This is a genomic window from Moorena sp. SIO4A1 (assembly GCF_010672065.1).
GTDB lineage: Bacteria > Cyanobacteriota > Cyanobacteriia > Cyanobacteriales > Coleofasciculaceae > Moorena.
In genome coordinates this window covers 1-2213 of the sequence record NZ_JAAHHX010000336.1, presented here as the reverse complement: position 1 = coordinate 2213, position 2213 = coordinate 1, and the positions used below count along the sequence as shown (strand labels likewise).

Sequence of the window (2213 nt, the reverse complement as noted above, 5' to 3'; positions counted from 1 at the left end):
TCCGATTTAGGATTAGTTTGTTTAGCTTGAGCTAAACTATAGAGTAAGTGAATAGAATTTCCCCGGTGAAGAGTGATGATAGGTATAGACACAAATGTATCCTCCAAGATTCAAATGTTATATTATCTGAATAATTACACTATAATTACAATTTTTTTTATAGACTGGTTTGGGAGTTATGACCAAAAAATAATGTCGATAGCGATCGGCATTCCCTATTGCTAGCTGGCCTATTGCCTCTTGCCTAGGCGTAGCGCTATAAATTTAATTGTGTCCGACTATTTAAATTACTCAACAATGTTTATCTGATCATGATTAGTTGTTGTGGTTTGGGACTGTAAGGACAGAATTTCTGACACAAGTTCATTAGTGTACACCTTGGCAGCAGAGTAAATCAGATGATCGGCATTTTCCATCTGCTCCTTGGGAAAGGTCATTGGCTCTCGGAAAATGTAGTGTACTCGTTCACTCTTGGCAGCATAGGCACCGAGAGTTTCTTGAAGTTGATTAAAATAGGCTTGAAAATCCTCATGCTCATAAAGACCTTCATACATTGGGCTGTTGGCTAAGTAAACATTAAAACCATACTCTTCCGCCAGGGCCACGATTCGTTCCAAAGCTTGACGGTTGTAGGGCGAAAGATTAAATTGATTGTTTCTGGCAAAATCGAGATGCGACTCCTTCTGTGCTTCTACATAACTAGGGTTGGGTTTTTCCCAAACCATGAACCCATCTTCTTCTATATTGTAGCTTCTGACTTCCTTGAACGCATCCAGAGGAAACCTGAACCATAACGAAAGACTCTTGTTTTCAGAATAGAGCGGAAAATATCGCTCGATAAATAAAATACCCGGACCGCGTAAACGAATCTTTAGTGGTGGTTCAAGCTCCTGCCAGTATCCCCAACTCAAAGGAACTCTCGCTATTAACGGAAAGTTAATTCCGCGATGCCAAACATCGTAGACATGCACGATCAGAACATTTTTTGGAGCTCCAGATTGCTGTATATATTTTTCTAGCATCCAGGCATCGTTGAGGCTCAACATGTTGCCGATAGTGCAGAGATTGATTGAGGTAACATCGAGTCTCTCGTTGAGAATACTTGGAACTACTCCCTGGTTACAACTGGAATCTCCTAGGATGAGCCAGTCAACAGGTTGCTTCAAGCCCAGTAACATTTCCCATTTTTCCTTGACCAACCAATAGCCTCGATTAGGTCGATGGTCATTCAGATACCATTTAGCTGCAAAATTGCACAAAATAACAAGTATCAGAGTTCCCAATAGAGATAGCAAGACTCCTCGACGGTTGGCTGAGCCAATAATTTCTTCTGGTAGCTGTTGATCGGCGCGTTGTGCCATGTTTTTCCTTAACTCTTTACTCTCGTCATTAATCAAAATTGGCATCAGAATTGGAAGTAGATGAATTCTCCAGATGTGCGAACACCGAAAACACAAATCCAGATAATCAAGAAACTGTAGACCGGAACCCGACACCAATAGTTTAGCTTTGTTAGGATAATCAGGTCACGGGTCACATACTGATAGATCTGAACCATGACCAATGGCAAGCAGAAAAACACTAAATCATATCCCAAGAGTAAACTCTGATCTGATCTACCCACCCCCACTCTGGTAAGCATGTAATAGATTTGATCGGCTGAACTGGAACGGAAGATTACCCAGCCAATGTTAGTCAGGATAAACATCAACAACATTTTGCCCAAGATCCTTAGATAGGAATACTTACCGCTCCAAGGATCTTGATGTTCTGGATTCTTATCAAAGATGCGGTAGATGATCAGAATCAGCCCGTGAAATGCACCCCAGATCACAAAGTTCCAGGCAGCTCCATGCCAAAGACCGCCCAGAAGCATTGTTAAAAATAAGTTACGGTAGGTGTTTAAACTCCCCTGGCGGTTACCACCTAAGGGAATATAAAGATAATCTCTTAACCAAGTAGATAGAGAAATATGCCATCTTAACCAAAAATCACTGGGATTGAGAGCAAAATAGGGTAGCTTGAAATTCACCATCAACTCAAAGCCCATCAGCTTGGAAATTCCTCGGGCAATGTCAGAGTAACCAGAGAAATCTCCGTAGATTTGCACGGTAAAAGCCAGAATACCGATCAGGACATCCAACCCCTGATATTGGGTGTAGTTATTGAATATTGGATTGGCGATAGTCGCCATATTATCAGCAATTACTACC

The 2213-nt window shown here is 41.4% G+C and carries 2 protein-coding genes; both read right to left on the bottom strand.

All coding sequences use genetic code 11. The features are described 5' to 3' along the window. Positions 1-287: 287 nt before the first annotated feature. The gene (locus F6K53_RS37960) at positions 288-1406 is read right to left on the bottom strand and encodes a hypothetical protein (protein ID WP_293084876.1); all 1119 of its coding nucleotides are present in this window, start codon (positions 1404-1406) and stop codon (positions 288-290) included. Beyond that, positions 1406-2213: MBOAT family O-acyltransferase (locus F6K53_RS37955; protein WP_293084873.1), on the bottom strand; the 808-nt coding region annotated here is incomplete at its 5' end. The genes F6K53_RS37960 and F6K53_RS37955, both read right to left, overlap by 1 nt.

Bases quoted from the DNA above. Each gene is read 5' to 3' on its own strand.
- F6K53_RS37960 (WP_293084876.1), bottom strand. From the start codon at position 1,406: ATGCCAATTTTGATTAATGACGAGAGTAAAGAGTTAAGGAAAAACATG.